The sequence below is a fragment of the Paenibacillus thiaminolyticus genome (assembly GCF_003591545.1).
Lineage (GTDB): Bacteria > Bacillota > Bacilli > Paenibacillales > Paenibacillaceae > Paenibacillus_B > Paenibacillus_B thiaminolyticus_A.
This window is the reverse complement of the sequence record NZ_QYZD01000009.1, coordinates 55,752-78,506: the sequence shown is the minus strand read 5'-3', so window position 1 is coordinate 78,506 and position 22,755 is coordinate 55,752. Positions and strand designations below refer to the sequence as shown.

Below are 22,755 nucleotides of genomic sequence, written 5' to 3'. Positions count from 1 at the left end.
AGTTTTTGGTTGCTCAACCTGCAAATTATTCAAATCTTAAAGATTCCATAGGATCCAGCTTGGCCGCTTTGGACGATGGCATCAGCCCTGCGATGATGCTTACGATCAAGCTGACCGCGATCCCAAAGAGCATCGTTGAACCTGTTAGATTGATAAGCTCTGCGCCGAAGCTTTTAGCTAACAAACTATTTCCAATTACACTTATGCCCATACCGGCCGCAGCCGCGATCAGCCCGCTGAATAACCCGAGCAAAGCAGATTCAGAGAAAAAGATTCTTTTGACATCCTTCTTCCGGGCTCCAATTGCACGTAATATGCCGATTTCCTTCGTACGCTCAACCACGCTTATATATAACACGACCAATATCATAATTCCCGATACGATAAGGGATATTCCCGATATGCCGGCAAGAATCACGGTAGCCATATCCAAATACGTTGTCACTTGCTCCAGCATCGCAGCGGTTTGCGAATTGGCGTATCCTTCTTCTTTTAATGTTTCTTTGATCCCTTCCACATGCTCTTTTTTATCAGCAAAAGCATTGATTTGTGTTGGATGCAAGGTCAGTCCCTGTTCGGCAAAAGCTGTCTCCAGCGTTTCATAGGGTACATAAGCGGCGGTCATGCCTTGCGGTCCCATATTGCCGGCATTATACACGCCGGAGACCTTCCATGTTGCTTCTACCAGTACAGGCTTGTTATCAGGACCCACATCATTCACATATACACTAATTTCTTGACCGACGATCGATTCGTATTGCTCGCTGCTGCTTAATGCCTTCGCAAGAGTCGACGTGATAAGAATTTCATTATCGGCCGGTAGTTTCCCAGTCTCTACATTATCTTCCTTGATGGAATTGGTTAGCGTGGAGAACTGTATAATATCCGACCTCTTGTCACCGAATACCGCATTGCTTTTCATATTATAGGCTGTGGTTTTTTCAATGCTGCTTACGTTAGGAATGTTTTTGATTTGATCAATATTTTCTTCTGTAAAAGGCTCCTGTGCTAACATCATTGGCATGGATTGTTCCGGACCGTTTCCGTTATCTTCGGCCTGTTTGGTAATTTCAATCATCAACGGATTCATGCTGGAGTTGATTTCATCATTGATAAAGTTCGTTACTCCACTGCCCAGAGACAGCATCAGAATGACACTGATGATTCCGATGGAGCCTCCAATAGCAACTAGTATATTTCGTTTTGCATTCAATTTCATATTTTTTAATGCAAGCTTGATCGAAGACATCAAGCTGAGACTTTTGGGGTTCGTCTGCTCTGTTTTTTCAACGGATCGATAAGCATCCTTTAGTCTAACATCTTCTACCACTCTGCCATCTTCGATTTTAACGATTCGGGTGCCCGAATCCGCAACCTTCTGGGAATGGGTTACCGTAATAACGAGCTTGCCCTTCTTTGCGATATCGTTTAACAGATCTAATATTTGCTGGCTCGTTTCTTTATCTAGAGCCCCTGTCGGTTCATCAGCCAGAATGATATCCGGATCATTAGACAGGGCCCGGGCAATCGATACGCGTTGCTTTTGTCCCCCGGACAGTTGATTTGGTTTTTTCATCATATGATCCTGTAGACCAACCTCAGCCAAAAGTTGTATTGCTCTCTCCTTGCGCTCTTTTTCACTTTTGTTGGCCATTTGCATCGCAATCATTACATTTTCCAATACCGTAAGGTGAGGAATCAAATTAAAGCTTTGGAATACGAACCCGATTTTACTTTTCCGATAATCATCGAGTTCGCTTTCCTTCATATTTTTCAGGTTCTTGCCCTCTGCCAGGACATCTCCCGTATAATTAGAATCCATGCCGCCAATGATATTCATCAATGTTGATTTCCCGCAACCCGACTCACCGAGTATAGATACAAATTCTCCTTTGTTGAAGCTCAAGCTTACGCCATGAAGAATTTGAGTTTCTAACTTTTTGTCTATGGTGTAGGATTTCTTGATGTCTGTAATTTCCAACAATTTCATTTATTGTCCCCCTTATAAAAACCGCGTTTCAGTAAATTCAGCTCCAAAATATAGATGCCCATTGCTTTCTCAAAGGGCAGATCTTCCGCAAAATTGTGAATTAGGCTTTGGATCGTAATGGCCATCATTATTTTCATCATATGAAATAGGTCTTGTTCATTCGTGATATTCAATTTGTCCGTATTAATTAATTGGCTAATTTCCAGAAAATGTTCACCTACATTGACTTCAGTGAATCTTTGTGTAAAGGTCGTTTCCATCTTATAATTCATATTTAAAAAAGCATTTCTAAAAAAGTTTCGATTCTCTTTATTTTGGAATTTCAGCATCTCTCGAAACATTTCAATAAATGCATCAAAGATGTCGCCATCAAACTTTTTTAAGCTTGCAATAAACTTCTCCTGATTGTCCTTGGTGTGTTGCTCTAACAAAAAGTAAAACGCCTCATCCTTATCTTCAAAATATTGATAAAAACTGCCTCTTGGGATCCCGGCTGTCTGGACGATATTCGCAACGGAAGCTTCATGCAATGGAACTCGCGAAAACTCTTCCTTCATTGCACTCATTAACTTTCTCCGTTTGTCTTCGGATAAATTAAAAAATGTTTGTTTTGGCACCCGTATTCCTCCAATCATTGAAATGACACCGTGTCATATCAGGAATGTTCTAAGTATAAATAACATGATGTCGTAATTTCAATAGAAATATATGACACTGTGTCATAAGGGCAGTTTCACTCAGTTGCTGCTCTCATATTTCTTTGATCTTTTTAGTGATAGAATGAAACAAGAAAACACCAATCAGGGTCCTTCTGCAGATTAGCGATCGGGCTAGATGGTTAGCTTTATTCTTTCCCTCATGGTAAGAAGCCATAACAACAAAGGAGAAGACAGGAATGACAGAGACAGCAGATTGGAAAAACGGCGCTCGCGGGCATAAATTTGTCGCTTCCTTCAGCGGCGGCAAGGACAGTACGTTAGCGCTATATAAAGCGATGCAGGTTGGTGAAGCCGTCGGCCTGATCGTCATGCTGGAGGAAGAAGGGCAGCGCTCCCGCTCCCATGGCATGCCGCCCGAGCTGATAAAGGCCCAAGCGGACTCGATCGGCTTGCCTGTATATACAGCCGCCACGAGTTGGGCGGATTATGAGAAGAACTTTATGATCCTGCTGGCCACAGCGAGAAGCGAAGGCGCAGAAGTGTTGGTCACCGGCGACCTGGATATGCCCGCGCATGGCTGCTGGCATGATAGAGTGACGCAAAATGCCGGCTTACGGCTGGGAATGCCCCTCTGGGAAATGGATCATCTGGAATCGGTCCGGCAATTCATCGATCTCGGCTTCGTTACGATGCTGGTGACCGTGAATTTGTCGTTAGGCATGCGGGAGGACGACTTGGGCCGATTGCTGACCCACGAGTATGTGGAGGAGCTTCTCGCCCGCGGCATCGATCCTTGCGGAGAAGGCGGCGAGTTCCATACGACCGTCATCGACGGGCCAATATTCAGACAGCCCATTCCCGTTCGTAAAGGTGAGATGGTAAGAAGCGGAGAATATGCGTTTTTGCCTTTGGAGCTGGACAAGCCTTGAGACAGAGGTGACGAAGGAGCCGGCAAAGCAAGCGGCTGCCCCTTGAAAACTTCCGCGAGACAGCCGCTTATTCAATTGGGTTATTCGCATGATGGGTGAGCTGGTTTTCCTTATTTGCGGCGATGGAAGCCGCCATACCATTCATCGGCCCCTATTATGTCTTCCCAGTTCGCCTCCCCGGCCAGAACTTGCTGCCCCAGAGCGGTTAGGCGAACCGCGCATTGGCGAAAGGACGGGACGGAATCATGATAGTCCGGAAATGCGGTCAGCCCTTCGATTTGCAGCAACGGAGAAGGCTCTTCCGACATTTTCTTCAATCGGTACCCGTACTCCAGATTACCCATTCCGAGCACATGCAATCGGTCCCCAACCTGCTTGAATAGCTCATATGGATGATGAATCCCCGCAGATACAGCTTCTAAAGTGACCTGCTCAATGATCCCGATTCCATTCCGCTCGGATGGAATCCGGGCCAGATGCGCCTCGAATGCGTCCCGCACAAAGGGCACGGCGGAAGTATCCTCTTTGAGCAATTGAAGATGCTCACTCCATTCGGCTGACGTGTACGCTTCCCATACTTTTTGGCCCAATGTAAGCTCCTCTTGCCCAATCGGCTGCCATGTTCCCGATAACGTCTGGAGTTGTTCCGCAGATAGCTGCCCCAACCCGCGGAACAACTCGATGCCCGGATAAGATCCGATGCACAAGAGACTCAATTACGTGTCTCCCAAGGGATGATGATAGAACCAATGCAGCAAGTAGGAAAGCATCGTCTGGTCGAACAAGTCATGCTCGAACCATAAGACGATTTCTTTGTATTTACCGAAGTTCTGTAAGATCTCTTCCTGCTTCTCGCATGTCTGCATATACTCATTGTGCGGAATCCCTAAAGTCTGTTCCAAATACTGCGCCCGCTGTCTTCGATTCTGAGCCGCATCCATATGTCGAAATACGGGACCATGAGGATATACTTCTCTCCATACCAGAATCTCTCCTTGATAACGCCTTTCTTTAACTTCTCCGCGACAGAATCTCCATTTACAATATGAAGCATGCCTGTACCTCCTTCATAGAGATCGTGGAACACGGATATGAAATCAGCAACGTGAAGTGACTTCTTCAGCATGCGGCGGGCATCAAAGAGCCTTTTTTTCAAAGTGGATACGGACACGCCCAAGCAGCTCGAGATTTCCAGAATGGAATAGCCGGCTATTTGTCCCCATTCATGGATAGGAACGCTCGGGTGCCGCTTGCGGCGCAGCATTCGAGAGCACTGACGCTCCAAGATAACTTACGAAGGAAAAATAAATACCTACCGAGTATGTAAAAAAGATGGGTTGGTCTGGCAATGATTGGAGGAATATTGAAATAGTACAACGTATGGAGTTTATTCCTCCCGATGTTGTCCAAGTTATGGCGAACGATATGTTAAAATCAATTGGAGCGGACATGTCTAAAGAAATGGTAAAACACGGTATTAAAGTAGCTATAGCGTCAGGTATCGATAAGGCGAAAAAAAGTCTAACTACAAAATATGGGGCTACTAAAGCTGCGAAAATAGTACCATTCTTAAGTTTCTTTGCTTGGGGATATACGGCCTATGATATCCTTACCACTGTGGCCGACGGACATAAAGCGTCTTTTCTTGCTGATGCAGCCTCTCAGAAAAAAGGAGTAATTTATAAGCAAGCTAGATCTACTGGTGATATGTCGAAGTGGTATTTGTGGGACGGTAGTAGTCGATATGGTAAATATCCATACGCTATTTTAAATCCGAATAAATACCAGTTTGGTAGAGTTATTGTAAACTAATTTAAACCAAAAAGAGAGGGGGAGATCCCCTCTCTTTTTGGTTATTTCAAACGGGTTCTTATAAAAGCCAAAACTAGAATCACAAAAATTACTGTTCCACCTTTAATTTGTAAAGCCCCAATTTCTTTTGGGTCACTAGGCATGTGAAATGCAGATATATAAATAAAATACAAAAAAATAAAAATCAAGATAAATATTACTAGATTTAATGTTGTTTTTTTAACAACATCTTTTTTCATCAGATTTGCTCCTTTTACTTGGGTTCCTTTACACCACACAGTACGTATGTGCCGGATTGAATTCTTTGGATTAGTCCGGAATCCTGAAGTTTTTCACTGTCTCCACTACAGTCGAATAAGCAACGCCTGTATCTTCAGAGATTTTCCGTAAAGATCCAAATATGTAGCCATCGTTTTCTTCTGCACATTTAAGAAAATAATTTACGACCTTAATCTTTTTCCCTCCAAGCAGTTCCAACATGGGTCCTAAGCTACCCCACTCTGCAATTACATTCCCGCGTTCATCCGAGACAAATATTTTCAATATGATCATCTACCCATATTTTACCATATAACGAAAGATAAGTCCATTTGATTTTATATTTCGCACTCAAAATAGTTTCTTTTTCATACATTTATCTTTTAGATCCATCCTCAACAAGTATAAACCTGTTTAAACAGGTATAAACCCGTAAAAAATGGTTCAAAAAGTGGTTCTCAAACCATTGAAGCACGTTGGTTGTCCCCTTTCATCCGTCTTCTCTTCTTCTAAGTGCCGGTATCGGCCAAAAAGGTTACCTGTGCCTGCCCGAATCTTCTTGCTTCTTGTCTGGACGGAATATTTCATTCGCAAATCTATGGAGTACTTCTTGGTGCTGCGTATGAATGGCGATTCCGCTCATTCACCTCCCTCCTTCTCCTGCATGCCGAAAATTTTATTGGGCTAACTCCGTAAACATATCGCCCTTCATAATGGCTATGCCTTGTTCCTTATCACCAAGTAGAAGCAGGGTATCGCCGGGTTCGCCAGGGTATAAAATGGAAAGTCAATTAGGGTTTTGAAGAAAGAATAGAACCTGCCTCAGGCGCGAACCCAGGTTTTTCGTTCTTCTCTCAGTATTTAGCGATGTACAGCGTTTGATTTGCTCATCACATTGGAGTGATAATTATCCTATAAGGAAAAGTATGACAGAGGTTGGTGAATTTACTTGTTTCCTGTAGATAAGCGCAGAGTTAAACGTGAAGTTGAAAAGTTAGGTAGCAGCAAAAAGACTACAAAAGGTTTAAAAGTCTCACTTGTTGCAGATTCCTACAAAAAAACAATTTGGAATCTGATGGACAAGCTGCAAGAGGCAGATGCCTATTCCATGGCTCAATGGTTGGTTCATGTAGAGAGATGGATAGATGATCATGGAAAAGAAACGAGAGCCAAATATGAACGTTAGGAAATTGTCTTTATTGAATTGGGGGCTATGAATTTTGGTTATGAAGCCTCATATGAACACCCAGCAATAATTATCGCGAACAGTTATAATACTGTGTTACTTGCTCCGTGCAGTTCTAAAACTTACGGAAGAGGTAGAAAGGATGTGATTGATCTTCCTAAAAGTGATACAACTGGACTAACAAGTGACTCGGGGATCGGAGTAGGAGGAATACGCTGGATTAGCAAGAATCGTATTTTAAACCGTTCAGGCAAAGTTACCAACCCTATAATTCTAGAGAAAGTAGATGAGTATTTACTAAATTCTCTATTTTTCTATAAAGTACTCTCTGCACATCACGATAATGAAATTTTTGATCTTAAACGTAAGCAAAGTGCATTAAAGGCTGAACTTTCAGATGTAAAATCTGTTTTAAAGTCTGTTGAAGAACTGCTATTAAATCACTCTCCTGAATTATTAGAGTCATTTAAGGAAGTTGCGGCAAGTAAAAACTTAGAGAATTTTTAACTAAGATGGACAGGTCAAAGAATTCACGTTAAAATGTTAAGTATCTAATAGCAGTGTATCGTTTATGAAGCGGATGCCTCTGAAAGGAGGGTCCGCTTCTTTGGTCTTATAACAATTTTGGCAACAACGAACAAATACGCCCCCCCTTATACCTAAAGATGCAATTGGATTTCTGCTCACATCGAGTTTAATCAATCCATTCCTAATATAACAATGTCATAAGATAAAACTCCTGCTGAGTGCTACGATGCAACCCAGGCTTACTTTCACCTCACTCCATCCGCAAGGCAACCGTTATTTAGTCTCATCATCCTCAAGTGGATTGCCCTTTATGTTTCTAACTGTTTCAATTTGGCCAAGAACATATTTTTGGGCAATATTGTTAACATCCGCATAAAGACTTATAATCAAATGAATCAAGCATGACGGCGATCTTCACCCTATTGAACGCTCAGTAGTTACATAGCTTCGGCAATATGCACCTTAACGGATGGTCTGCAACGACTTTGATAGAAGGCAGCAAATATCCGTTTTGCAGACACCTTTCTATGGAATCATTCAATAGACCATTTTCGTAAAGGAATAAGTGCTAAATGTCCCCACTCCTTGAGCATGTGCCCAAAATAAATAAAATTCCCCCTAAATATCGAAATATAGCTTTGCTGATCTTGATTTTCGGCGGTCTCCTCTGCCTGCGATGGACGTGGTCTCCCTCCTCTCTCCATTCAGCCGCTGGTCGAGAATGCCGTCAAGCACGGCCTCCTCAGCCGCAATGAGGGCGGCACGATTCAGCTTCGGATTACTCGCCAGGATGGCTTCACGCGGATTGAAGTCACCGATTACGGCCGCGGCTTATCTATTATGAGCCAGCCGGATGAGGGAACGACCGTATCCTTTGTCATTCCGGATAAACATCATTAATATTCTATAAGGAGCCAGTCATGAACCGTCCCTGTCCTGCAGCTGGCCGGGGACTTCAAGGCTGGTTGCTGGCGCGGCAAGATTTGATAACCCAGGAGGTAATAACGATCTGATGATCAAAAAATTGTTCAAGTGGCTGGCCTGGATCGTGCTCACGCCCGTTGCTGTGCTCGCCATTTTTCTCATCTATATGACAGCGGTTGATTATAAGCCCCCTGCTCAAGTAGAACTTCTAACCAATAATAACACCACCTCTACGCTGAAGCAGGGTCAGCCGTTCACCGTCACGACATTCAATCTCGGCTACGCCGGCCTCGACCAAGGGCAGGACTTCTTCATGGACGGCGGAACGGGATCCCGCTCCAGCAGCAAGGAACAAACGGAAGCGAACCTGCGGGCTATTGCCGATTTTCTACAGGGTAGCCGCTCCGATTTGTATATCCTGCAGGAAGTAGACGTTAATTCTTCACGCAGCCATCATATTAACGAGGTTCAGATGATTAGCGACAGCCTGCCGGGATATAGCAGCACATTTGCCTATAACTATAAGGTGGCCTGGGTTCCCGTGCCGCTGACCCATCCAATGGGTGCGGTGCAGAGCGGATTGCTGACGTTATCCACGTTCTCCAGCACCTCTCATATCCGCTTCGATCTGCCGGGCAAAGAGATCTGGCCTGTGCAGCTGTTTGAACTGGATCGCGCATTTATCGAGAGCCGCTTCCCTGTCAATAACGGCAAAGAGCTCGTATTGATTAACCTGCATTTATCGGCCTTCGACAAGGGCGGCACCATCCGCAAGCAACAGCTTGATTTTCTGGGGAACTATATTCAGCAAGAAATGAAGAAGGACAACTACCTCATCATCGGCGGCGATTGGAACCACTCCTTGCCGGGAACCGACCACAGACGCTTTCCCTCGCAGCAGGAATGGCCGCAGTGGCTGCAGCCCTTCCCTGATACCTTCGCTCCGGCTGGATTCCAATGGGCGGTAGACCCGGGCACGCCTTCCGTCCGCACGCTGGACAGCGCATATCGGCCAGGGGTTAACTTCCTCGCAGTTATCGACGGCTTCCTCGTCTCTCCGAATGTCGCAATCGTCGATGTGATCGGACACGATCTGAACTTCGAGCACAGCGATCATAACCCGGTGACCGGGAGATTTATTTTGAAATAAGCCTGATGTAAAGAAAGCCAGCGCCTCTGATGTTCGGAGATGCTGGCTTTTTTGCGGTTCTGATAGGCCTCTGCCCTCTCCATATCATCAACTTGCCGCCCGTTCCTCTTGAAAAAACCAGTTGTCATGCCGATGATAGAAGAAAAGAGGGGGGAAACATATGCCTTCAGCACTGCTGGTGATAGCCAGTGTTCTCGCTGTCTCTTTTATACTTAGTCTGCCTCGCGGCAATACGAGCTTCTCTATCTTCTTGCTGCTGGCAGCATGTACGGTCGGTCTGTACGCTCTGTTCATCTACATCGATAACAAGCGCGGCGCAAAAATGAATGCATGGCTGCTGTCGAATTCCGCTCTGATTCGTCAAGACGGCGCTCACTATAACGGCATCCTCATCGACAGCCAGACCCAATTTATGCAATATGAAATTTGCTTCTCCTGGATTCTGTTCTCCTATCGTACCAAGTCCAGCTACTATGTGAACGGCTACCATCCCACTCCGCTGCTTAATCTCTTCTTTTGCAGCTTTATTTGCATCTTCGGCTGGTGTTCGCTTCCCTTTGGGCCCGTTTATGCCGTGCATTCGCTCGGCAGCAATATTATAGCCCGCCCCAAGCCGCTGAATACGGTCCTTCAAGAACTGCGCGAGTACCGTGGGTAAAATGCTTATACTTCCAAGCAGTGGCCCTCAGAACTGCCGAAAAACAAAAAACCGCATACTCGCGGTTTCGTTGTTCGGCATTATATTCTTACCGTATGAGCCATAATGCCTTTGGCCTGCAGCGCAACTTCCGTAACTGTTCCTTTTTTGAATTTTTCAACGACGATATCTTCAACGATTGCCCGTTGCTCTTCTTCGTTAAGGGATGTAAATCTAGTCATGTACTTGAACAATATTTCTTTCATGTTTTTTTCCCTTTCATTTCGCAGATAAAGTCATCTTTCTCCACTTTAGCACGATTTAGAATACAGTTCACCGTCATTTTTATTGTGAATAATACTTGGAAAGAACGAGAATAATTCAAATTAAGCATCCAGCCAAACCCTTTTACAACTATAAAAATTAATGAAGATTTATAACGGAACTTTAAAAAAATCAAAAAAAATCATTTCAATACAGTCCAATTTCGATTAAACTATAACTGTCTTCATAAAATTGAATTGAGTGTTTGAGATGGATCAATACAAGTTTAGTCCTGAACACAATAAAATGATTGTTGATGCTATTGTTGACGGTTATCGTGACTATATTGAACATCGTAAAGATCGCAAATCAAAAATGAAGATTAGCTCAGCTTTTTCCTGGACAAAGGGTAATTTTATTGAAAGCAAGCTCGCTGAAGAGTGCATTGGTCACGGCTTCACATATAAAAAATCAAAAGCGGGATTAACATGGGATTATCTACAATTCATACATGGAGACTCCAAGATTCTTTTTCTTATAAAAAATGCGGCTTATTTCAATGAAGAATGCTTTTCACAAGCAAAACTGTCTAACGATAACGGAAAGAAAGGTCCGCGACGCACCTATCTCCATGAACTCTCGAAAATCAATAAAGACTTAGCCTTCCCCTCCATACGGCAATCATCGAAAAGAGGAAAGGAAACAGAGAGGGTTGAACAGCTTTCCTTTTTGATTGTCGAAAGCCAAATAAGAGACGAACTAGAGAAATTCACATCATCCTACAATCAATTTCATATACTTACATACGGACTTGATGAGGCATACCAGATATCTGAAATCATACACTATTTGCCTAATCCCAATGATAACATCGCTTACTTCGTTGAGGATCTCTCCGACTTTATCTCCGGAGCTGAGTTAACTGAAGAGGATCGCGATGTAGTGGCACCTGAAATGAACGATGATGTTATGGATCCAGCCGCATTTGATATCGGGATATATGAGGATGAACAGCAAAATTCATAAATTAACAGAATTGTGTTGGTAATTAAGGAGGGAGCAAGCATGTTCATTGGTAAAAATCTAACCAATTTACGCATCATGCATGGATATTCGCGAAAGCATCTCTCCGAAATGTTAGGTGTTACAGAACAAGCCGTCTGGCAGTACGAGAACGCTTATACATCTCCGAAAATGCAGATCGTGAACGAGTTAAAACGAATTTTTAGCGTAAAAAGCAAATACTTTTATACAGAAGACATGCTTTCACGGTACATGACGCCTGCCAATGTCGACGTAATGAACATCGCATATCGTTCAAAAGTATTGAATGTCATTTCGAAAACGCAGGCAGAAGCAAAGCATGTCGAATATTTAGATACTTTTGTCAACTACGTAACGGCCAAAGTCAGCCTTCCTACCCTAAAAATCATTAGGTTAAGGGACGAGGTTATTGAGTATTTAAATCATACAGAGGACGACAGATCTACGCAAATATATCATGTCGCTTATTTAGCGCGAACAAGACTCGACTTACCGAATTCTAATAATGATGATCTCATGTTCCTGATCGAAAAGAGCGGAGTATTCGTTTTTGAGAAGGCAATTGGCGAGGAGATTGATGCTTATAGCCTCTGGACCCGAAACGATCGACCCTATATCATTTTAGGTAATATGAAACGATCGGCTGTTCGAAGGAACTTCGATATCGCACATGAGTTGGGTCATCTGTTGCTTCATTATCGCCTCGAGTTCGCGAACTTAGACCGGAAAGAGCACAAAATGATTGAGAATGAAGCGGATATATTTGCGGGAGCATTATTACTACCGGAAGACGACTTCACACTTGACATGAAGGATGTTTCCCATATCACGAATCCAGATGATTACTTAGATTTGAAAAAGAAATGGAAAACTTCGTTGCAAGTGTTGGGTTATAGGGCAGCTAATCTTGGGATCATCGAGCCAAAAGATCATCGGAACTTTTACGCGGCAATGCACCGGAAAGGTTATTTAAAAATTGAACCGCTTGATGATGTAATTCCGATCCAGAAACCAATGAAAATCAAAACAATCATTGATCTTGTTTCAAACAGGGGGCTCTTAGACATTGGTTATATGATTGAGAACGATTGGAAAGTAGAAGTATCCTTCTTTCATCATATGACAGGAATTGATCCAAGCTTTTTTAATAAGTACATGACGAGAAACTTGGATTTCGGATTCCAGAATGTTACCAAAATACCTGAGCTTTGAATGAGCAGCATCCCCTTCAAGCCGTCACTCAAAAGAACCTCAAGATATCATGAGGAAGCGAGTGAGCTTGAAGGGGATATTTTTACGGGATGGATTATGGCCATTCATTGGAAACCGCACAAATCTCATACGCCCGATGCTCCACGTCATAACAGTCTGCTCATGTCGATACAGGCAAAGCAAAACGGCCTCAATCCTATAGGGTTTAGGACGAAGGCCGCTTCACTCATTTTTATCTTTTGTACTGTCTACAAAACGGGTTGCAGTTCACTGTGTAGACCAAGCGTCCGCGCTTTTGCCGTACGAATGTCATGGATAAGCTCCGGGTTTTCCAAAAGGGACACGCCATAAGAAGGAATCATTTCTTTTATTTTCGGTTCCCACTCTTTTACATGCTGCGGGAAGCATTTTTCGATGACCTCAAGCATGACGGACACGGCGGTCGAAGCTCCCGGAGAAGCTCCGAGCAAGGCGGCTATCGAGCCATCGGCGGCACTAACCACTTCCGTACCGAATTGAAGCGTTCCTTTACCGCCGGCAACCGTGTCTTTAATGACTTGCACACGCTGACCCGCCACCAGCAGATCCCAATCCTCGTTTTTGGCGTTCGGGATAAACTCTCGCAACTCTTCCATGCGCTTTTCTTTCGATAACATAACTTGCTGGATTAGGTATTTTGTCAACGACAGGTTTTTTGCACCCGCCGCCAACATCGTGAGCACATTATTCGGTTTTACAGAACCTATCAAATCAAACATGGAACCGGTTTTTAAGAACTTTGGCGAGAAGCCGGCAAACGGTCCAAAGAGCAACGTTTTTTGATTACCGATAAATCTGGTGTCAAGATGCGGAACCGACATTGGAGGTGCGCCAACCTTGGCTTTACCATATACTTTGGCATGATGCTGTGCTACTACTTCCGGATTATTGCACACCATAAATAACCCGCTTATCGGGAATCCTCCAATATGCTTTCCTTCAGGAATACCGCATTTTTGAAGTAAAGGAAGACTTCCTCCCCCGCCGCCGATAAAGACAAATTTAGCCGTATGGCGTTCGACTTCGCCTTTATCATTCCGTACTTTCAATTCCCACAAGCCGTCGCTAGTACGTGTCATATCCTCAACACGATGTTTGTAATGGATATCGACGTTTTTATTCTGTAAGTGATCGAATAATATGCGCGTTAAAGCGCCAAAGTTGACATCTGTGCCGGATTCGATTCGTGTTGCCGCTAGCGGTTCATTCAAGGTCCGGTCTTTCATAATCAGTGGGATCCAATCCTTCAATTTTGCCGGGTCATCGGAAAATTCCATCCCTTGAAACAGAGGATTGTTTGATAGCGCTTCAAAACGTTTTTTCAAAAACGCTACATTTTGCTCCCCTTCTACTAAGCTCATATGAGGCAATGGCATGATGAAGTCTTGCGGATTCCGAATCAGATTGCTTTTTACAAGATAGGACCAAAACTGCAGGGAAACTTGAAACTGTTCATTCACTTTTATCGCTTTGCTAATATCGATGGACCCGTCCGGTTTTTCGGTTGTGTAGTTCAGCTCGCACAGCGCAGCATGCCCCGTTCCCGCGTTATTCCATTCGTTAGAGCTTTCCTCTCCTGCGCTTGCCAGCTTCTCAAACACGGTAATTTCCCAGTACGGCACCAATTCTTTCAACAATGTCCCCAAAGTCGCACTCATGATTCCGGCACCAATTAAGATAACGTCTGCTTCGGTTTGTCTGCTGCTCATTTTTACCGCCCTTATACGCTGATATTTGAAGAAAAGATGTAGGCGCTCCTGCCTGCTCCCCCTTCACAGCAAGCCAGAGTGTGATCGGAATCATACACCTTTTCTATTATTACCTGATCATAGTATACCACTATCATTAAAAGATTAAGTTATTTACTATTATATGACAGTTACAAAGTAAATAAAAGCCAGTAAATTTCAGAGATGCACTTGCGGTAAAGGAGTTAGCAACCGAGAACAAAACCCTCGGAATACAAAAAGCCTTAACCCAGCTACTTGCAAGGGTTCTTCCTTTGATTTTCCGTTTCCAATGAATAGCGCGTGATGATGCATATACAGGCTAACATTGATATAATTTCATAAGAAGCTAATCCATTTATCTTAGTTATTTTGCACAGAACTGTGTGTCGATAGATACTTACACTTTAGATAAGTGATTATGAAGGAGATACAGCTATGTATGAGATGACGCATAATCAAGCCCAAACAATTGTTGATAGAATGATGAAGGATATTCCATATAATATTAATATTATGGATCGAACAGGCAAGATCATCGGGAGTGGAAATAAAGGAAGGATTGGTACGCTACATCATGGTGCGTTGAAAGCCATAAAACAGAGAAAAATTGTGGAAATTAACAAAGATGAAGAGTTCGTGAAGAAGGGCATTAACTTACCGATCGAATTGAATGGCAATATTGTCGGAGTGGTAGGAATCAGCGGCGAAGTAAAGGAAACGAGACCCTTCGGAAATATTTTAAAATCAGCTGTTATTTTGTTAATCAACCAAAGCATCGCATTGGAAAAGGAGAATTTGAAGAATAACTTAAAGCAAGAATTTTTTAGCTTAATTATAAATTCGGACACCACTTATACAAATGAATTAATGAATAAGGCATTGACCTATGGCATTCAGTTAACAAAACCCTCTCAAATCTTATATGTGGTATCTCCTAATGAGATTGCTGAGGATATCACTGAAAGCTTATCCTTCTTTAAAATGTCCAAATATTCGCTTTGCTTAGTCATTCAGGAAGAAGATAAGATTGAAGCCCTGCAACAAACAATTAGAAATCAGCATCCCGATGCTTTCATTTCAATCAGTAAAATGAATGACACGATCTCTGAAGGACTTTGGCAAGCTAAATCAGCTATGCGTGTATTGAAGGGTATTTATTCCAACGAAAAAACCATCTTCTATTCAAAATGTGAGTTCATCGCTGATATGTCAAAACTGCAACAGAATGATATAAAGCCAGAGCGCCTGGCCCATTTACTCGAAAAAAATGATGAATTGATAACAACACTTCAAGTTTATCTCAACTGTAACCTAAACGCCAATGAAACCGCCAATAGGCTCATGATCCACAGGAATACGTTGAACTATAGATTAAACAAGATATATACGATTACAGGCAAAGATCCCAAAAATATTTTGGATCTCGTGGAACTCATTTTTATGCTGATTAATCGGATCAAATAAAGAGGATGTCCCCTATGAGTCTTCTGGGACATCCTCCTTGATTCTTATTTTAATAATCTAGCAATGCTTTCAGATGTGCGGGCAACATTTTCCTTACCTCTCGCCAGTAAGGTATCAATATCTGCTGCTCCGGGAACAATCCCAAAGATGGCATCAAATCCTTCATCGTATAAGGTTTCAACATCCATGCCCACATAGCCTGCCAAGGCAATCACTTTCATATCGCTGTTAACACTTTTTGCTGCCTGGGCAACTCCAAAAGGTGCTTTACCGAATTTCGTCTGAAAATCTATGCCCCCTTCTCCTGTAAAGCAGTAATCCACATTTTTCAGTTTTTCTTTTAATCCTGTATATTCAATAACAATTTCTATTCCCTTTTTCATGGTAGAGTTGGTGAAAGCGATCAATCCACCGCCAAGGCCGCCTGCACCACCTGCACCAGGTACATCCAAAATTTCAACTCCAAGCTGCTGTTTTGCAATATTACCGAAATGCCTTAAATTATCATCCAACATTTTAACCATTTCAGGAGTGGCACCCTTTTGCGGACCAAATACAACAGATGCGCCCCGCTCCCCGCATAATGGATTGGTTACATCCGATGCAACCAAAATTTTAATATTTTTTAATTGCGGATGCACATCAGTAGTATCTATCTTATCCAACGCACCCAGATATCCGCCGCCAAGCTGCAGCTCATTCCCGTCTTTATCCAGGAATTTATACCCTAGTGCTTTTGCCATTCCAGTGCCTCCATCATTCGTAGCGCTTCCGCCAATGCCTAGAATGATATCCGTAATGCCCTTTTCAATACATTCCTTAATTAATTCACCGGTTCCTAAGGTAGTCGTAATTAAAGGATTTTTTGTTTCCTTCGTAACGTGATGAATTCCACTGGCTGATGCCATTTCAATCACACCCGTTTTGCCGTCTCCCAAAATTCCATAATGGGCGAGAACTGGTGTACCAAGAGGCCCTGTCACTTCTTTGTGTATCAAGGTACCGCCTGTTGCATCTACCAATGACTGGACAGTGCCTTCACCTCCATCAGCCATAGGTACGTGAATGCACTCCGCATCTGGAATAGCTCTCTTTATGCCGATTTCCATTGCATTGCATACTTCTTTTGCCGTCATGCTTTCTTTAAACGAATCAGGAGCCAACATGAATATTTTCCCCATGAGTTATTTATCCTCCACTCTTTCTATAAGATAAATCCGAAAAGAACTACTGCTACGATAGTCATTGTTAGACCGACCATACTTTCATACAGGACAACTTTCATTCTATCCTTCATGCTCATGCCCATAGCATTACGTGTAACGTGGAAGTAGGTTCCATGTGGCAAGTGGTCGATTACAGTAGCACCGGCATGGGTCATAACGGCAGCCGATAGAGGTGCAACACCTGTATTTATAATCGCACTTGAGAATGAACCCGTAGCCAAAATGACACCTGTTGAAGTGGATGCTGTTGCTGCTCCCATTAACACGCCTGCTATTGGTGCAAGGAATACTCCTGAAATGCCTGAAGCTTCTACAAGAGCAACAACTTCTGCAGGCAGGGTTGACGCTGTAATCAATCCGCCAATGGCACCTGCACCTATAATGATCAAAATAGTTGGTGTCATTCGATTTAATCCGGCCGTACAATAATTGATTATTTCTTTTGACTTACCTAACGCCAAGGAGCCAACGACACCGGCAAATGGCAGGATAAACAAGGAGTCAATTTTTAGTACTGCGAGGAAATCAACGCCTAACATCGAGCCAATCGGGCTAATCATCAAAAGAATAATAGCGATGACCGGAGCTACTAGAGCTTTAGATAAAGGTGGGAGATCCGAGGAGCTGGTCTTTTCCAACTCGGCGGCTTCAAGATCCGTTACTTTAGTGCCTTTATACTTAATGAATGATGCGATAAGAACCGCAACTACTACCCCGAAGAGAGCAGGGACTAATCCGCCAATCATCACCTGGTTAACATCGAGTTCGAATCCGCCTGCTGCTGCAATGGTATTCGGGTTTGGAGAAATAATATTACCCGCTTTACCACCGCCCGATAACGCCACTAGCAAGGCAATCTTGGAATATCCCATTTTATGGCCAACAGCCAACGCGATGGGTGCAACAATCAATACGGCTACAGGAATGAATACCCCTACCGCTGTGATAACCATGGTAGCGAGTGCAAGCGACAGCATAGCTTTCGTTCCACCGAGTTTATCAACAATAACTTTTGCAATGGTTCCCGCTGCTCCAGATTCCATCATAACGCCAGCAAAAACACCCGCAGCGATAATCCGAATAACTGTACCTTGAACACTTTGTGTTCCGGAAATCAAAATTTTGATGACCTCTGAAAAATCAGCCCCACCAATAAAACCGCCAATAATTGCTCCCAGAATCAATGCATAAGTTGGTGCCAGTCTAAACAAAATTAAAATGATTGCAAGCGCGAGACCGGCTAAAGCGCCAATCCAACTAATATCCAATGCTGCTTCCATCTTAAATCCTCCTCTAGGTGATCTAGTTGAATGCGTTTTCATTTTACTTGCATCATTAACTTTTAACAATTGATATTCCAATGAATATTTTTGTGCATATGCACAAAATAATGCGAGTTTAATCGGGTCTCAAATGTGAACCCTAGATACAGCAAGTGATAGGTTTAAGTTATCCTAAAATTAATGATTTTATTCAGAGGAGGTATAATATAAATATTGTGTGACAACATGTCAAAAGGCCCCCAACCAATTTCTCGATTGAGAAAAATGAAGAATGTACGCTCTTTCCGTCCGGGTGTCAATGCTTCAAACGCCGTTTTCAAGCCGGGGATTTCATCCAACTTACTGTACTTGCCAATAATTACTTCAAAATTTTGTAATTTCAACAAAAGCTGTTAGTATCCCTATTCAGCTCGAAGCTGCGTTTTGATCTGAGCAAGGGTTACACCAGATTGAGCTGTTGTGCTAACGTATACGTATGAGACATTTCTTGTTCTCCTCTGCGTAGGGTGGTAGGTAGTACTTCTATTTTACGCAGAGAGTCAAGGGTGTCTCTTTTTTTGCATTTAATTACAGTGAATTTTGGCATGTACAGTTATTATGCACGTTTTTGACAATTTGGATTATTTTGTCGAGTTCCTATTACATTCACTACTATTACTCGACGGAGTTACTCGAGACGGTTATCATGCCTATACGGACGATATTAAGCAAAGAGCAAAAGAAATGAACCTTAAAGCTGATACTCGTTTTAATGGCCCCGCAGTATTAGCTTACCAAATGGCTGGAGGAAAAGGACCTTCTCGGTACGGTAGTAATAACGCTTGGAGTGTTCACCATATTTATTCTGGTAAGTTTGAGTACATTGATCAAGAGAAAACGATACATGCAACAAAAGAAGGGAAGCTTTTTACACAGAGTGCTGGATTAGTAGTGTACATCCTATCGCTGATCAAATGTGTGACGAATATCCGTTCTTCTCTTGGTATTTAAGGGCTAAAGCTTTTAAAATGTTTCATTATGATCCTGATGGTGTCTTTTCAGGAGGGAAAATTGATATAAACGGTTTTGCCATTCACTGATATCCTAACAAAAAAGGACCCGGATAAATTATCTTCGGTCCTTTCGTCTTTTTCCTATCCAACCTTTCTCAAACTAGATGTTAGTAACATACGATTCCAACTTTTAAAGTGCAATTCCAAATGGAAAATTTCGCCCTACTTGTGATACGGTTCCCCCCGATTGATCTTAACCGCCCGGTAGATCTGCTCCACCAGCACCAAGCGCATTAGTTGATGCGGCAGCCTCATGCGGCCGAAGAACAGCTTCGCCTGGACGCGACGCAACACCTGCTCGGAGAGCCCATGGCTCCCTCCGATCACGAACGTGGCGTGTCTCGACCCGTAGGTGCAGAGCCGGTCGAGTTCGGCGACCAGTTCCTCCGAGCTCCACAGATGGCCGCCGATCGCGAGCACGATTACATGCGCGAGGAGCGTCCGCCCTCGCGCTCCTTCACGATCGACACCTCCGCTTCGCTTAAGGTGTCCGGAGCTTTCTCGTTCGCGACCTCAATCATCTGGAATTTGATGTAAGGGGTCGGCCGCTTCGCATATTCCTGAATGCCCTGCACCAAATACTTCCTTTTAATTTTCCGACGGCAATTACTTGAATGAGCATATATATCCTCCGTCTCAACGATGATGTATTATCAATGAAGTACGCCCTCTCCGTTACAATTCCACAGCTTCAACCCCATTCGATAACTAAAGTCCCAGTGATTAACCGGCAACACCTCCATATTTCCTGCATATTCATAGATCAGCGCAGCAAAAAGGCCATTTCACAAGAAAGACGGAAACGTTGGCCCTCAGTAATGGCAATAAGGAGGTGTTTTCAATGAAGACGAAATATATAAAAGAGTTTTTCTTTTTCCCCGATATCTGCATCATGTGCGGAATCTTCCTGGTCAGCTTTGGCTTTCTGATTCCGAACCTGACAACCACTGGCCCATGGATAACTTTCGCCATAGGAATGGCGGGTTACGCCGCTGCCGAGTATTTCACGCACCGCTTCCTTTTTCACCTAAGAACTCCGAAGAACCCCTTCTTCTTAAAATTACTTAAGCGTTTACATTATGATCATCACTCCAATCCGCATGACCTGCATTTATTATTTCTGCCTTTGTGGTACACTCTGCCGAACATCCTCATCGCGGGAACCATTGCCTACTTTATTTCAGCAAGCTTCGTGATTGCAAATGCTTTTATCGCTGGCGTGATCCTATTCCTCCTATTTTATGAGTGGAAGCACTATATCGCCCATCGTCCGATTACCCCCGTCTCCCCATGGGGCCGTTGGATGAAGAAAGTCCATTTATGGCATCACTATAAAAATGAAAATTACTGGTACGGCGTCACAAACCCGGTGTTTGATCTCGCATTGGGAACCTTTCAGGACCACAAAAATGTCGAACTAAGCCAGACGGCCCGCAACCTTGAACAACGCGATAGTAAAAAGCTCGACCTGTAAAGAAAAACAACCCGCCAAACGCCAAAGTTTGCGGGTTGCTTCGATAAGCGATAATCGCATTTTTCTTCCGAGACAGCCTCACGGAAAAACCAGCTCGTCATCGATGATGCGAAACATTTCCCTAGTCCGTGCCGGGTACCGGGCGTCCAGTTCCTCCTCCTGTTGATTCGGTAAATTTGATAGAATTCATTAACTCGAAGAAGTATTTTGGTTCATGAGTCTGATAGAGATTGAACCATGAATGTAATGTTTCTGGTGCAAATACATCCAGCACTTTCAACACATGCATCGTAAATTCCAACGGAGCTATTCCTGAAGCCGTAACTAAATTCCCATCAGTTACTGCTGGTTCCATTTCATAATATTTTTCTCCAGTATAATTGGGACAGATCATTTTCATATAATCTAGATTGTTGCTTGTATGCCTTCTTGAGTTTAGCACTCCGATCTTTGCAAGTCCCAGTGTTGCACCACAAATCGCCGCAACCACAGTACCTTCTTTTAAAGATGCAGAAGCTTTTTTCAATAAAGGTTCGTGAATTGCTTCTGTCCAAGTATTGCCGCCCGGAAGAACTAGAACATCAGTACGTTCCAAAATACACTCATCAATAGAAATACTAGGCAGTATTTTCAATCCTCCCATTGTAGTAACCGGATTCTTATCAACGCCTACTGCAACCACCTCTAAAGGCGCTAATTCCTCTTTGAAATACCTTCCCGAGTTGAGCTCCGCAATTAAATAACCTACCTCCCAATCTGACATCGTATCAAATACATAAAGATACACTTTCTTTGTATGCATGATACACACTCCTTTTGTAATGGATTAAGCGATATACCCTAATATAAAAAAACTTCACTGACATCCTCCGTCAGTAAAGTTCATCAAGCTTGATAATAATCAATTAACTCATAAAGAACTTCAATAAGCTTTTGCTTCAAACTTAGTGGTTCAAGTACTTGAATAGATTTGCCGTAAGGTAAAAGTAAATACGGTACAAACGTATGCATTGCTTCTTCTTCTAGTAGAAATATCGCTTTCTTTGAAGTCCGTTCTTTGAAATGATGCCCTAAAAACCAATGCTGGCATAAGTTATCCAACGCACTTGTCGTACCACCAACAACGAAAGGGATAAGTACTTGCTTATCTTCTACTTCGGGAAGCAGGCTTTTCATAAAAAATTCACCTGCCGAAAAAGGCTTTGGACGATTGAAGGTAATTTGTGTTTGCATAATATTGATAATTCGCCCTACTCTAAAACTGCGGATTTCATTCCTTAAATGACAAAATGCAGTGACATACCAGTTACTATTCCAATAAATGATTCCATATGGATCAACAATCCTGCGCTTGGGTTGCTCTTCACGACTTGTATGGTATTCAATTTCTACAGATGATTCGTTTACAATACCTTGCTCCAATTCCTTCAATATTGGCTCCATAGATGATTTTCCAGTTGGACTTATGACTTCAAGCCCTTTTACATGTTGTTTGATCATTCTTTCCTGCTCTTGATTGGAGTACATTGTTAGCTTTGATGTTGCTCGGTTTAATGCCTCCCCTAAAAAATAGCCAGCTTCTTGGGCAAAAACAGCAGCATGCAGTAATGCGGTTTTCTCATCAACATCAAAAAGAAGAGGACTTTTAATAAAATTATTCAACAGGGTATACCCCCCATGATGACCTGTGTCCGATATAATCGGCACACCACTGGCAGAAAGCGCATCAATATAACGGTAAACCGTCCTTATATTAATCTCTAACTTTTCAGCTATTTGTTTTGCAGTAATTTTCCTGCCTGAATTCAACATCCATAGAATCGCCATCATATTATCAATTTTAGACATAATGCTTTACCTCAATTCATTTTGCTTAACACATTTTGATACCGCC

At 43.0% G+C, this 22,755-nt stretch carries 23 protein-coding genes and 4 pseudogenes; 12 read left to right on the top strand and 15 right to left on the bottom strand.

Going from position 1 to position 22,755, the window contains the following annotated elements; translation table 11 throughout:
- Nucleotides 1-25 precede the first annotated feature (25 nt).
- Nucleotides 26-1,990: an ABC transporter ATP-binding protein/permease gene (locus tag DQX05_RS12155; protein ID WP_119793875.1), complete on the bottom strand. Its 1,965-nt coding sequence runs from the start codon at nt 1,988-1,990 to the stop codon at nt 26-28.
- Nucleotides 1,987-2,607 (bottom strand): TetR/AcrR family transcriptional regulator, encoded by a 621-nt coding sequence (locus tag DQX05_RS12150; protein ID WP_182914719.1) that lies wholly within the window; start codon nt 2,605-2,607, stop codon nt 1,987-1,989. The genes DQX05_RS12155 and DQX05_RS12150 overlap by 4 nt, the downstream gene beginning before the upstream one ends.
- A 278-nt stretch (nt 2,608-2,885) precedes the next feature.
- Between DQX05_RS12150 and DQX05_RS12145 the strand changes: the two genes are divergently transcribed.
- Nucleotides 2,886-3,578 carry a Dph6-related ATP pyrophosphatase gene (locus tag DQX05_RS12145; protein ID WP_119793873.1) on the top strand — a complete coding sequence of 231 codons (693 nt, stop codon included), beginning with the start codon at nt 2,886-2,888 and terminating at the stop codon, nt 3,576-3,578.
- 110 nt (nt 3,579-3,688) lie between these two features.
- Here DQX05_RS12145 and DQX05_RS31970 read toward each other — a convergent pair whose 3' ends face one another.
- Genes DQX05_RS31970 through DQX05_RS31960 form a run of 3 tightly spaced genes read right to left on the bottom strand, consistent with a single transcriptional unit; the run spans nt 3,689 to nt 4,842 of the window.
- On the bottom strand, nt 3,689-4,294 hold the full coding sequence (locus DQX05_RS31970; protein ID WP_259391933.1) for a hypothetical protein: 606 nt from the start codon (nt 4,292-4,294) through the stop codon (nt 3,689-3,691).
- A complete protein-coding gene (locus tag DQX05_RS31965; RefSeq protein WP_259391950.1) occupies nt 4,295-4,564 on the bottom strand; it encodes a DUF1835 domain-containing protein in 270 nt (89 codons plus the stop codon). It lies immediately after the preceding gene.
- Nucleotides 4,465-4,842, bottom strand: coding sequence for an RNA polymerase sigma factor (locus DQX05_RS31960; protein ID WP_259391932.1), 378 nt, complete (start codon nt 4,840-4,842; stop codon nt 4,465-4,467). The genes DQX05_RS31965 and DQX05_RS31960 overlap by 100 nt, the downstream gene beginning before the upstream one ends.
- 68 nt (nt 4,843-4,910) lie before the next feature.
- Between DQX05_RS31960 and DQX05_RS12135 the strand changes: the two genes are divergently transcribed.
- Nucleotides 4,911-5,390 carry a hypothetical protein gene (locus DQX05_RS12135; protein ID WP_119793871.1) on the top strand — a complete coding sequence of 160 codons (480 nt, stop codon included), beginning with the start codon at nt 4,911-4,913 and terminating at the stop codon, nt 5,388-5,390.
- Nucleotides 5,391-5,431: 41 nt separating this feature from the next.
- Here DQX05_RS12135 and DQX05_RS12130 read toward each other — a convergent pair whose 3' ends face one another.
- Nucleotides 5,432-5,629, bottom strand: a complete 198-nt coding sequence (locus tag DQX05_RS12130; RefSeq protein WP_119793869.1) for a hypothetical protein — start codon at nt 5,627-5,629, stop codon at nt 5,432-5,434.
- Between the two features lie 70 nt (nt 5,630-5,699).
- Nucleotides 5,700-5,870, bottom strand: a complete 171-nt coding sequence (locus tag DQX05_RS33095; RefSeq protein WP_397335362.1) for a replication/maintenance protein RepL — start codon at nt 5,868-5,870, stop codon at nt 5,700-5,702.
- Nucleotides 5,871-6,597: 727 nt separating this feature from the next.
- On the opposite strand from DQX05_RS33095, the gene DQX05_RS12120 reads away from it, so the two are divergent.
- The 5 genes and pseudogenes from DQX05_RS12120 to DQX05_RS12100 all read left to right on the top strand — a co-directional run bounded on the left by DQX05_RS12120 (nt 6,598) and on the right by DQX05_RS12100 (nt 10,094).
- Entirely contained in the window at nt 6,598-6,834 is a 237-nt protein-coding gene (locus DQX05_RS12120; RefSeq protein ID WP_119793865.1) for a hypothetical protein, read from the top strand.
- Nucleotides 6,835-6,837: 3 nt separating this feature from the next.
- Nucleotides 6,838-7,341, top strand: a complete 504-nt coding sequence (locus tag DQX05_RS12115; protein WP_310735664.1) for a type II toxin-antitoxin system PemK/MazF family toxin — start codon at nt 6,838-6,840, stop codon at nt 7,339-7,341.
- A 708-nt stretch (nt 7,342-8,049) separates the two neighbouring features.
- A pseudogene (locus tag DQX05_RS31955) lies at nt 8,050-8,262 on the top strand (ATP-binding protein); the annotation flags it as partial.
- A 112-nt stretch (nt 8,263-8,374) separates the two neighbouring features.
- Nucleotides 8,375-9,436, top strand: a complete 1,062-nt coding sequence (locus DQX05_RS12105) for an endonuclease/exonuclease/phosphatase family protein (protein ID WP_119793862.1) — start codon at nt 8,375-8,377, stop codon at nt 9,434-9,436.
- A gap of 160 nt (nt 9,437-9,596) precedes the next feature.
- Nucleotides 9,597-10,094, top strand: a complete 498-nt coding sequence (locus DQX05_RS12100; protein ID WP_119793860.1) for a hypothetical protein — start codon at nt 9,597-9,599, stop codon at nt 10,092-10,094.
- A gap of 134 nt (nt 10,095-10,228) precedes the next feature.
- On the opposite strand, the pseudogene DQX05_RS12095 reads toward DQX05_RS12100, so the two are convergent.
- A pseudogene (locus DQX05_RS12095) lies at nt 10,229-10,339 on the bottom strand (Crp/Fnr family transcriptional regulator); the annotation flags it as partial.
- A gap of 268 nt (nt 10,340-10,607) precedes the next feature.
- Between DQX05_RS12095 and DQX05_RS12090 the strand changes: the two are divergent.
- A complete protein-coding gene (locus DQX05_RS12090; protein WP_119793858.1) occupies nt 10,608-11,363 on the top strand; it encodes a spr1630 family ClpXP-sensitive toxin in 756 nt (251 codons plus the stop codon).
- A 39-nt stretch (nt 11,364-11,402) separates the two neighbouring features.
- Complete coding sequence (locus DQX05_RS12085; RefSeq protein ID WP_119793856.1) at nt 11,403-12,593, top strand: spr1629 family repressor/antitoxin; 1,191 nt, start codon at nt 11,403-11,405, stop codon at nt 12,591-12,593.
- Between the two features lie 248 nt (nt 12,594-12,841).
- Here DQX05_RS12085 and mqo read toward each other — a convergent pair whose 3' ends face one another.
- Nucleotides 12,842-14,356, bottom strand: coding sequence for a malate dehydrogenase (quinone) (gene mqo, locus DQX05_RS12080; RefSeq protein ID WP_259391948.1), 1,515 nt, complete (start codon nt 14,354-14,356; stop codon nt 12,842-12,844).
- A 441-nt stretch (nt 14,357-14,797) separates the two neighbouring features.
- Between mqo and DQX05_RS12075 the strand changes: the two genes are divergently transcribed.
- On the top strand, nt 14,798-15,826 hold the full coding sequence (locus DQX05_RS12075) for a CdaR family transcriptional regulator (RefSeq protein ID WP_119793852.1): 1,029 nt from the start codon (nt 14,798-14,800) through the stop codon (nt 15,824-15,826).
- A 44-nt stretch (nt 15,827-15,870) separates the two neighbouring features.
- On the opposite strand, the gene DQX05_RS12070 is transcribed toward DQX05_RS12075, so the two are convergent.
- From DQX05_RS12070 to DQX05_RS33090, 3 genes and pseudogenes are all read right to left on the bottom strand, one after another.
- Nucleotides 15,871-17,007, bottom strand: a complete 1,137-nt coding sequence (locus DQX05_RS12070; RefSeq protein ID WP_119793850.1) for a glycerate kinase family protein — start codon at nt 17,005-17,007, stop codon at nt 15,871-15,873.
- Nucleotides 17,008-17,030: 23 nt separating this feature from the next.
- On the bottom strand, nt 17,031-18,332 hold the full coding sequence (locus DQX05_RS12065; RefSeq protein ID WP_119793849.1) for a GntP family permease: 1,302 nt from the start codon (nt 18,330-18,332) through the stop codon (nt 17,031-17,033).
- Between the two features lie 252 nt (nt 18,333-18,584).
- A pseudogene (locus tag DQX05_RS33090) lies at nt 18,585-18,679 on the bottom strand (YdeI/OmpD-associated family protein); the annotation flags it as partial.
- Nucleotides 18,680-19,058: 379 nt separating this feature from the next.
- On the opposite strand from DQX05_RS33090, the gene DQX05_RS12060 reads away from it, so the two are divergent.
- Nucleotides 19,059-19,325, top strand: coding sequence for a hypothetical protein (locus DQX05_RS12060; RefSeq protein WP_220483171.1), 267 nt, complete (start codon nt 19,059-19,061; stop codon nt 19,323-19,325).
- Nucleotides 19,326-19,549: 224 nt separating this feature from the next.
- Here DQX05_RS12060 and rlmH read toward each other — a convergent pair.
- Nucleotides 19,550-20,009 (bottom strand): annotated as a pseudogene (rlmH, locus tag DQX05_RS12055) (23S rRNA (pseudouridine(1915)-N(3))-methyltransferase RlmH).
- Nucleotides 20,010-20,228: 219 nt separating this feature from the next.
- Here rlmH and DQX05_RS12050 point away from each other — a divergent pair.
- Nucleotides 20,229-20,861, top strand: coding sequence for a sterol desaturase family protein (locus DQX05_RS12050; protein WP_119793845.1), 633 nt, complete (start codon nt 20,229-20,231; stop codon nt 20,859-20,861).
- A 121-nt stretch (nt 20,862-20,982) separates the two neighbouring features.
- Here the strand turns inward: DQX05_RS12050 and DQX05_RS12045 are convergent, their stop codons facing one another.
- Both DQX05_RS12045 and DQX05_RS12040 read right to left on the bottom strand, forming a co-directional pair.
- On the bottom strand, nt 20,983-21,663 hold the full coding sequence (locus DQX05_RS12045; protein WP_119793843.1) for a type 1 glutamine amidotransferase family protein: 681 nt from the start codon (nt 21,661-21,663) through the stop codon (nt 20,983-20,985).
- Between the two features lie 83 nt (nt 21,664-21,746).
- Nucleotides 21,747-22,709: a helix-turn-helix transcriptional regulator gene (locus DQX05_RS12040; protein ID WP_119793842.1), complete on the bottom strand. Its 963-nt coding sequence runs from the start codon at nt 22,707-22,709 to the stop codon at nt 21,747-21,749.
- Nucleotides 22,710-22,755 lie beyond the last annotated feature (46 nt).

Bases quoted from the DNA above. Each gene is read 5' to 3' on its own strand.
- DQX05_RS12155 (WP_119793875.1), bottom strand. From the start codon at position 1,990: ATGAAATTGTTGGAAATTACAGACATCAAGAAATCCTACACCATAGAC.
- DQX05_RS12145 (WP_119793873.1), top strand. From the start codon at position 2,886: ATGACAGAGACAGCAGATTGGAAAAACGGCGCTCGCGGGCATAAATTT.
- DQX05_RS31960 (WP_259391932.1), bottom strand. From the start codon at position 4,842: ATGCTGCGCCGCAAGCGGCACCCGAGCGTTCCTATCCATGAATGGGGA.
- DQX05_RS12135 (WP_119793871.1), top strand. From the start codon at position 4,911: ATGGGTTGGTCTGGCAATGATTGGAGGAATATTGAAATAGTACAACGT.
- DQX05_RS12130 (WP_119793869.1), bottom strand. From the start codon at position 5,629: ATGAAAAAAGATGTTGTTAAAAAAACAACATTAAATCTAGTAATATTT.
- DQX05_RS33095 (WP_397335362.1), bottom strand. From the start codon at position 5,870: ATGTTGGAACTGCTTGGAGGGAAAAAGATTAAGGTCGTAAATTATTTT.
- DQX05_RS12105 (WP_119793862.1), top strand. From the start codon at position 8,375: ATGATCAAAAAATTGTTCAAGTGGCTGGCCTGGATCGTGCTCACGCCC.
- DQX05_RS12100 (WP_119793860.1), top strand. From the start codon at position 9,597: ATGCCTTCAGCACTGCTGGTGATAGCCAGTGTTCTCGCTGTCTCTTTT.
- DQX05_RS12090 (WP_119793858.1), top strand. From the start codon at position 10,608: ATGGATCAATACAAGTTTAGTCCTGAACACAATAAAATGATTGTTGAT.
- DQX05_RS12085 (WP_119793856.1), top strand. From the start codon at position 11,403: ATGTTCATTGGTAAAAATCTAACCAATTTACGCATCATGCATGGATAT.
- DQX05_RS12075 (WP_119793852.1), top strand. From the start codon at position 14,798: ATGTATGAGATGACGCATAATCAAGCCCAAACAATTGTTGATAGAATG.
- DQX05_RS12070 (WP_119793850.1), bottom strand. From the start codon at position 17,007: ATGGGGAAAATATTCATGTTGGCTCCTGATTCGTTTAAAGAAAGCATG.
- DQX05_RS12065 (WP_119793849.1), bottom strand. From the start codon at position 18,332: ATGGAAGCAGCATTGGATATTAGTTGGATTGGCGCTTTAGCCGGTCTC.
- DQX05_RS12060 (WP_220483171.1), top strand. From the start codon at position 19,059: ATGAACCTTAAAGCTGATACTCGTTTTAATGGCCCCGCAGTATTAGCT.
- DQX05_RS12050 (WP_119793845.1), top strand. From the start codon at position 20,229: ATGAAGACGAAATATATAAAAGAGTTTTTCTTTTTCCCCGATATCTGC.
- DQX05_RS12045 (WP_119793843.1), bottom strand. From the start codon at position 21,663: ATGCATACAAAGAAAGTGTATCTTTATGTATTTGATACGATGTCAGAT.
- DQX05_RS12040 (WP_119793842.1), bottom strand. From the start codon at position 22,709: ATGTCTAAAATTGATAATATGATGGCGATTCTATGGATGTTGAATTCA.